Here is a 7,620-nt window from a genome sequence, read left to right on the forward strand (position 1 = left end):
GCCCAACGCCGCTGGTATCCCGTCGTCTTCGCCATCGCTGCGCTGGTCCTGTTGCCCCTGAGCGTCCTGCTGCTGTCCTGGCAAACCGTCGACACTCAAATCTGGTCCCACCTGTGGGACACGCAGATGCCGCGCCTGCTGGGCAATACCCTGACGCTGGTGCTCGGTGTCGGTGCGGGTGTCACCCTGCTGGGCGTCAGCCTCGCCTGGCTGACCAGCCTCTGTGAATTCCCCGGCAGGCGCTGGCTCGATTGGGCGCTGATGCTGCCCTTCGCGATACCGGCCTACGTGCTGGCATTCGTGTTTGTCGGCCTGCTGGATTTCGCCGGGCCCGTACAAAGCCTGCTGCGCGAGTGGTTCGGTAGTGGCCTGCGGCTGCCGCGCGTGCGTTCCACGGGCGGGGTGATTGTGGTGTTGGTGCTGGTTTTCTATCCCTATGTATATCTGCTGGCCCGCACGGCCTTCCTCGCCCAGGGCAAAGGCCTGATGGAAGCCGCGCGGGTCCTTGGCCAATCGCCCTGGCAAGCGTTCTGGCGGGTGGCAATGCCCATGGCGCGGCCGGCCATCGGTGCGGGTGTGGCATTGGCATTGATGGAAACCCTGGCGGACTTCGGCGCAGTGTCGGTGTTCAACTTCGATACCTTCACCACCGCCATCTACAAGACCTGGTACGGTTTCTTCAGCCTGTCTTCCGCCGCGCAACTGGCCAGCCTGTTGCTGCTGGTGGTAATGCTCGTGCTCTACGGCGAGCGGCGTGCCCGTGGGGCCAACCGGGCGAGCAACGAGCGACCACGGGTCAAGGCGCTGTATCACCTGCGAGGTGTCAAGGCACTGGCAGCCACGACGTGGTGCTGCCTGGTGTTCGCCTGTGCTTTCGTTATCCCGATGCTGCAATTGGTGGTGTGGTTCTGGTTACGCGGGCGCTTCGATCTCGACGAGCGCTACACCGGCTTGATCATCCATACCTTGTACCTGGGGGCGATAGCGGCGTTGATCACCGTCAGCGTCGCCTTGTTACTGGCGTTTGCCCGACGATTGGCGCCCACCCGGGTCATTCGTTCCGGGATCAGTCTGGCCAACCTGGGCTACGCCTTGCCCGGTTCGGTGCTGGCGGTGTCGATCATGCTGGCGTTCAGTTACCTGGATCGCGAACTGGTGATCCCGCTCTCGAGCTGGCTTGGTGGCGCGGGCAAGCCGCTGCTGCTGGGCAGTCTGTCAGCGTTGTTGCTGGCCTATCTGGTGCGCTTCATTGCGGTGGCCTACGGGCCACTGGAAAGCAGCCTGGCGCGTATACGGCCATCTTTGCCCGAAGCGGCACGTAGCCTGGGCGTCAGTGGGCCACGACTGTTTTTCAAAGTGTATCTACCGTTGTTGTTACCCGGCACGTTGAGCGCAGGGCTGCTGGTGTTCGTCGACGTGCTCAAGGAAATGCCCGCGACCCTGCTGATGCGCCCGTTTGGCTGGGACACGCTGGCGGTGCGGATCTTTGAAATGACCAGCGAAGGCGAATGGGCGCGGGCATCTTTGCCGGCGTTGACCCTGGTGCTGGTCGGGCTGTTACCGGTCATCGGATTGATCCGGCGCTCGGCACATCGAAACAGCTAGGTGTCAGTCCTACACCTTGCGGCTACAATGCGCGGCATTCGGTGCGGTCCGTCTGACAGACCAGGTAGCTGAAATCGGCTAAAGGCCTTTTGTTTCAAGGCATTCAGTCCGTGCAGCGCTTGTCCGCACCTTCGCCACGCCCGGAAGGAGAAACCCATGGGACAGCGTACGCCTCTGTATGACCTTCATCTCGCACTTGGCGCGAAGATGGTCGATTTTGGCGGTTGGGACATGCCTCTGCATTATGGATCGCAGGTCGAGGAACACCATCAGGTGCGCCGCGATTGCGGTGTCTTCGATGTATCCCACATGACCGTGATCGACGTCGGCGGCTCCCAGGCAAAAGCCTGGCTCCGGCATTTGCTGGCCAATGATGTCGAACGCCTGCACAGCCCCGGCCGTGCGTTGTACAGCACCATGCTCAACGAACAAGGCGGGATCGTCGACGATATGATCGTCTACCGTCTCGATGCGGGTTATCGCTTGGTGGTCAACGCCTCCACCCGCGATCAGGACATAGCCTGGATGCAAGCGCATCTCGACGGTTTCGACGTGCAACTTCGCGAGCGTTCCGAGTTGGCGATGCTGGCCATCCAGGGCCCCCACGCCCGGCAAAAAATTGCCGAGCTGGTCAACCAGTCCCGCGGCAACCTGATCCAGCTCCTCAAGCCCTTCGAAGGCCTGCCTGATGGTGACTGGTTCATCGCGCGCACCGGTTATACCGGCGAAGACGGCCTGGAAATCATTCTGCCGGCCGATCAGGCGCCAGGCTTTTTCAACGATCTGGTCGGTGCCGGGATTTCTCCCATCGGCCTTGGCGCGCGGGATACCTTGCGGGTCGAAGCCGGCATGAACCTTTACGGTCAGGACATCCAGCAAGATGTTTCACCATTGGCCTCCAATATGGCCTGGACCATCGCCTGGGAACCTGCCACCCGACAGTTCATCGGGCGCAAGGCGCTGGAAGCCGAAAAGGCCGCCGGTGTGCAGCACAAACTGGTCGGTCTGGTCCTTGAGGAACGCGGTGTTTTGCGTGCTCATCAGGTGGTCCGCATCGCCGATGTTGGCGAAGGGGAGATCACCAGTGGTAGTTTCTCTCCTACGCTAAGCAAGTCGATTGCACTGGCGCGCGTGCCGATGGCAACAGCCGACCGCGCTGAAGTGGAAATCCGTGGCAAGTGGTACCCGGTCCGAGTGGTCAAACCGACCTTCGTACGCCACGGCAAAACCTTGATCTAACCTTTTCTGGCGGGCATGCTCGCCGACCATTTCCTGAGGATACAGAACATGAGCGATATCCCTGCCGACCTGCGTTTTGCCGAAAGTCACGAATGGGCACGTCTGGAAGCCGATGGCACCGTCACCGTGGGCATCAGCGATCACGCGCAGGAAGCGCTGGGTGATGTGGTGTTTGTTGAGCTGACTGAAGTCGGCAACGTGTTTGCTGCCGGTGATCAGTCGGGTGTCGTTGAATCGGTTAAAGCCGCTTCCGACATTTATGCGCCGATCAGCGGTGAAGTGATCGCTGTCAATGAAGCGCTGAGCGGTGAGCCTGAGCTGCTCAACTCCGATCCGTACGGCGCGTGGATCTTCAAGCTCAAGCCAAGCAACACCGCCGAGCTGGAAAAACTGCTGGATGCCGCCGGCTACAAGGCCGCCATCGGCGAATAAGCCTGTCGCAACATCCCAAAGCCCCGATCCGTCGGGGCTTTTTCATTTGCGGGCTCAGGCGTCGCGTAAAACCGCTTTCACGGCCGCTACCGAACGTTCGACATCCGCTTTGCTCATCGCCGTGAACATTGGCAACGAGACAATCAGCCGACCGACCCGCTCAGCGACCGGGAACATGCCTTCCTTGAAACCGCGTTCGCGGTAAAGGCTCAACAGGTGAATTGGCGGGTAGTGATAGCCGATCCCGACACCCAATGCCTGCATCTGCTCCATGAAAGTCGCCCGCGTCGGTTTGCCGTCCGTACGTTCCGGTAATACCAGCTGGAACAAATGCCAGTTGCTGTGGGTGAAATCCGCCGGAGGCAATTGCGCCCCGTACTGCGCTTCGAAATCCGCGCCAAAACAGGCGAAATAGTGCCGGGCCAGGTCACGGCGATGAGCGGTGATGGCTTCGAGATGAGCAAACTGACCCAGGCCAATGGCCGCGGCGACGTCGGTCATGTTGAATTTGCCACCCAGCACGTCGACATCCAGGCCATCGAAGCCGTTGCGGGTAACGCCCTGCAGCCGGTACTTCTCTGCCAGTCGTACTTCTTCGGCCGTATTCAGCACCAGGCAACCGCCCTCGGAGGAGGTGACGTTCTTGTTCGCCTGGAAACTGAAGGACACGAAATCACCCGTCGAGCCAATGCGCTGGCCGTTCCAGCTGGAACCCAGCGCTTGGGCTGCATCTTCGACGATCCGCAGGCCGTGCTTTTTCGCCAGGGCGTACAACCGCGTCATGTCCACCGGCAACCCGGCGAGGTACACCGGGATGATGGCTTTGGTGCGCGGAGTGATTGCTGCTTCCAGTTGATCCAGATCGATGTTGCGGGTCACCGGGTCGATGTCGGCAAACACCGGGGTGGCGCCGACTTCCAGGATGACGTTGGCGGTGGCCACCCAGGAAATCGGCGTGGTGATCACTTCATCGCCCGGCCCGACCCCGGCAATGCGCAAGGCGATTTCCATGGTGCAGGTGCCGGAATTGAAGGTGCGTACCGGGCGCCCGCCAAAAAACTCCGAAAGCTGCGCTTCGAATGCCTGGACCTTGGGGCCGCTGGTAATCCAGCCCGAGCGCAATACGTCGCCGACAGCGGCAATCGTGGCTTCATCGATGGTGGGTTTGGAAAACGGCAGGAAAGGCAGTTGGCTCATGGATACAGTCACCCGATCAGCGGACATTAAGTTGGCGCCGGACATGATGATCCGGATTGGTCGAGCGCGCCACGTCATCCACGCGGATATCGACTGCTATGCTGGTTTGACTGTGTTGCATCGACGTTGAGCGCCAGTCAAGAGAGAGCCCGTCATGTCCAAGATGCCGTCCCTGAGCCAGTTACGCGACCCCAATACCTTTCTGCGCCGCCACCTCGGACCCGATGCCGCCGAGCAACAGGCAATGCTCGACAGCCTCGGTCTGGGCAGCCGGGTTGAATTGATCGAGCAAACGGTGCCGCCGGGCATCCGCCTCAACCGGGCGCTGGACCTGCCCCCGGCACTCGATGAGGAGGCCGCACTGGCCAAGCTGCGAGGTTATGCCGAGCAGAATCAGGTCTGGACCAGCCTGATCGGCATGGGCTACCACGGCACCCTCACACCGGCGGTCATTGTGCGTAATGTGCTGGAAAACCCCGGCTGGTACACCGCGTACACACCCTATCAACCGGAGATCGCCCAGGGGCGGCTTGAAGCGCTGCTGAACTTCCAGCAACTGACCATCGATCTGACCGGTCTGGAACTGGCCAACGCCTCGCTGCTCGATGAGGCCACTGCCGCGGCGGAAGCCATGGCCCTGGCCAAGCGGGTCGCCAAGTCCAAAAGCAACTTGTTCTTTGTCGACGAAAACTGCCACCCGCAAACCATTTCCGTGGTGCAGACCCGCGCTGAAGGTTTCGGCTTCGAGCTGATCGTCGACGCTGTGGATAACTTGAAGCAACACCAGGTGTTCGGCGCACTGCTGCAATACCCTGACACCCACGGCGAGATCCACGACCTGCGGCCGCTGATTGCTCACCTGCACGCGCAACAGGCCCTGGCCTGTGTCGCCACGGATTTGCTGAGCCTGTTGTTGCTGACCCCGCCGGGTGAGCTGGGCGCCGATGTGGTGTTCGGCTCTTCCCAGCGATTTGGCGTGCCCATGGGCTACGGCGGGCCCCATGCGGCATTTTTTGCCAGCCGCGATGAATACAAGCGAGCGATTCCCGGGCGGATCATCGGTGTTTCAAAAGATGCGCGGGGCAACACCGCCCTGCGCATGGCCCTGCAAACCCGCGAGCAACACATCCGCCGGGAGAAGGCCAACTCCAATATCTGCACGGCCCAGGTGCTGTTGGCCAATATCGCCAGTTTCTATGCGGTCTACCACGGCCCGGAAGGGCTCAAGCGGATCGCCCAGCGGGTTCATCGGCTGACCTGCATCCTTGCCGCCGGGCTTGAGCGCAACGGTATCAACCGGGTCAACCGGCACTTCTTCGACACCCTGACACTGGAGGTCGGCGGAGCCCAGACCGCGATCATCGAAAGTGCCCGGGCCGCACAAATCAATCTGCGCATTCTCGGGCGCGGTCAACTGGGCTTGAGCCTCGACGAGGCCTGCGACGAAGCCACCGTGGCGAAGCTGTTCGACGTGTTCCTGGGGGCCGATCACGGGCTCAGCATCGAGGACCTGGATGCCGAAGCCTTGCCTGGCGGAATTCCCGAAGGGCTGGCGCGAACCTCGCCTTATCTGCGCCATCCCGTGTTCAGCGCCCATCACAGCGAAACCGAGATGCTGCGCTACCTCAAACAACTGGAAAACAAGGACCTGGCGCTCAATCAATCGATGATCCCACTGGGGTCCTGCACCATGAAGCTCAACGCCACCAGCGAGATGATCCCGATTACCTGGCCGCAGTTCGCCAACCTGCATCCGTTCGTGCCCAAGGAACAGGCTGCCGGTTATGGGCTGATGATCGAAGAGCTGGAGCGCTGGTTGTGTGCGATCACCGGTTTCGACGCGATCTGCATGCAGCCCAACTCCGGCGCTCAGGGCGAATACGCCGGGCTGCTGGCAATCCGCAAATACCATGAGAGCTGTCAACAGGGTGGCCGCGACATTTGCCTGATTCCTTCGTCGGCTCACGGCACCAATCCCGCGTCGGCGCAAATGGCCGGGATGCGCGTGGTGATCGTCGAGTGCGACGAGGCGGGCAACGTCGACCTCGATGACCTCAAGGAAAAAGCCGCGCAGGCGGCAGATAAACTTGCCTGCCTGATGGCGACTTACCCTTCGACCCATGGCGTGTATGAGGAAGGTATCAGCGAAATCTGTGAAGTGATCCACCAGCACGGCGGTCAGGTGTACATGGATGGCGCCAACCTCAACGCTCAGGTCGGGCTGGCGCGGCCCGCTGATATTGGCGCCGATGTCTCGCACATGAACCTGCACAAGACCTTCTGCATTCCCCATGGTGGCGGTGGGCCGGGCATGGGACCGATCGGGGTGCGAGCGCATCTGGCGCCGTTCGTGGCCAACCATCCGGTGGTGCCGATCGATGGGCCGCACCCGCAAAATGGCGCCGTCAGCGCAGCGCCCTGGGGCAGCGCAAGCATTCTACCGATCAGCTGGATGTACATCGCCATGATGGGGCCGCAATTGGCGGACGCCAGCGAAGTGGCGATCCTGGCCGCGAATTACCTGGCGCGGCATTTGTCCGGTGCCTTCCCGGTGCTGTACACCGGGCGCAACGAACGGGTGGCGCACGAATGCATCCTCGACCTGCGGCCGCTCAAGGTGTTGACCGGCATCACCGAAGAGGACGTCGCCAAGCGCCTGATGGACTACGGCTTCCATGCCCCGACCATGTCGTTTCCGGTGCCGGGGACGCTAATGGTCGAGCCGACCGAAAGCGAGTCAAAGGCAGAGCTGGACCGGTTCATCGGGGCGATGCTGAGCATCCGTGCGGAAATCAACGAGGTTCAGAACGGTAACTGGCCGGCTGAAGAAAACCCGTTGAAAGGTGCGCCGCATACGTTGGCCGATATCACTGGTGTGTGGGAGCGGCCGTACAGCATTGTGCAAGCGGTCACGCCGGACGCGCACACCAAGGCTCACAAGTATTGGCCGGTAGTGAATCGGGTGGACAATGTGTATGGGGACCGGAACCTGTTTTGTGCGTGTGTGCCGGTGGATGATTACCGCTGACATTTCAGGCTGTACATAACCAATGTGGGAGCGAGCTTGCTCGCGATTGCGGTGTGACAGTCAATGAAGTTTTTACTGATCCACCGCTATCGCGAGCAAGCTCGCTCCCACAGGGGGGC

Annotated in this window: 5 protein-coding genes; 4 read left to right on the top strand and 1 reads right to left on the bottom strand. The window is 61.3% G+C overall.

Annotated features, from left to right (window positions below; all coding sequences use genetic code 11):
- The 3 genes from ACXRVY_RS12260 to gcvH all read left to right on the top strand — a co-directional run.
- Positions 1 to 1,605: ABC transporter permease (locus ACXRVY_RS12260; RefSeq protein ID WP_458237480.1), on the top strand; the 1,605-nt coding region annotated here is incomplete at its 5' end.
- 156 nt (positions 1,606 to 1,761) lie between these two features.
- Positions 1,762 to 2,844, top strand: a complete 1,083-nt coding sequence (gene gcvT, locus ACXRVY_RS12265) for a glycine cleavage system aminomethyltransferase GcvT (protein ID WP_223456536.1) — start codon at positions 1,762 to 1,764, stop codon at positions 2,842 to 2,844.
- A 48-nt stretch (positions 2,845 to 2,892) separates the two neighbouring features.
- Entirely contained in the window at positions 2,893 to 3,276 is a 384-nt protein-coding gene (gene gcvH / locus ACXRVY_RS12270) for a glycine cleavage system protein GcvH (RefSeq protein WP_150716298.1), read from the top strand.
- A 54-nt stretch (positions 3,277 to 3,330) separates the two neighbouring features.
- On the opposite strand, the gene ACXRVY_RS12275 is transcribed toward gcvH, so the two are convergent.
- Positions 3,331 to 4,473: a DegT/DnrJ/EryC1/StrS family aminotransferase gene (locus ACXRVY_RS12275; protein ID WP_223456537.1), complete on the bottom strand. Its 1,143-nt coding sequence runs from the start codon at positions 4,471 to 4,473 to the stop codon at positions 3,331 to 3,333.
- Positions 4,474 to 4,627: 154 nt separating this feature from the next.
- Between ACXRVY_RS12275 and gcvP the strand changes: the two genes are divergently transcribed.
- Positions 4,628 to 7,501, top strand: coding sequence for an aminomethyl-transferring glycine dehydrogenase (gene gcvP / locus ACXRVY_RS12280; RefSeq protein ID WP_223456538.1), 2,874 nt, complete (start codon positions 4,628 to 4,630; stop codon positions 7,499 to 7,501).
- Positions 7,502 to 7,620 lie beyond the last annotated feature (119 nt).

The organism is Pseudomonas sp. P5_A2_2 (genome assembly GCF_054177685.1).

Excerpts from the sequence above, each read along its gene's own strand:
- gcvT (WP_223456536.1), top strand. The coding sequence starts at position 1,762 with ATGGGACAGCGTACGCCTCTGTATGACCTTCATCTCGCACTTGGCGCG.
- gcvH (WP_150716298.1), top strand. The coding sequence starts at position 2,893 with ATGAGCGATATCCCTGCCGACCTGCGTTTTGCCGAAAGTCACGAATGG.
- ACXRVY_RS12275 (WP_223456537.1), bottom strand. The coding sequence starts at position 4,473 with ATGAGCCAACTGCCTTTCCTGCCGTTTTCCAAACCCACCATCGATGAA.
- gcvP (WP_223456538.1), top strand. The coding sequence starts at position 4,628 with ATGTCCAAGATGCCGTCCCTGAGCCAGTTACGCGACCCCAATACCTTT.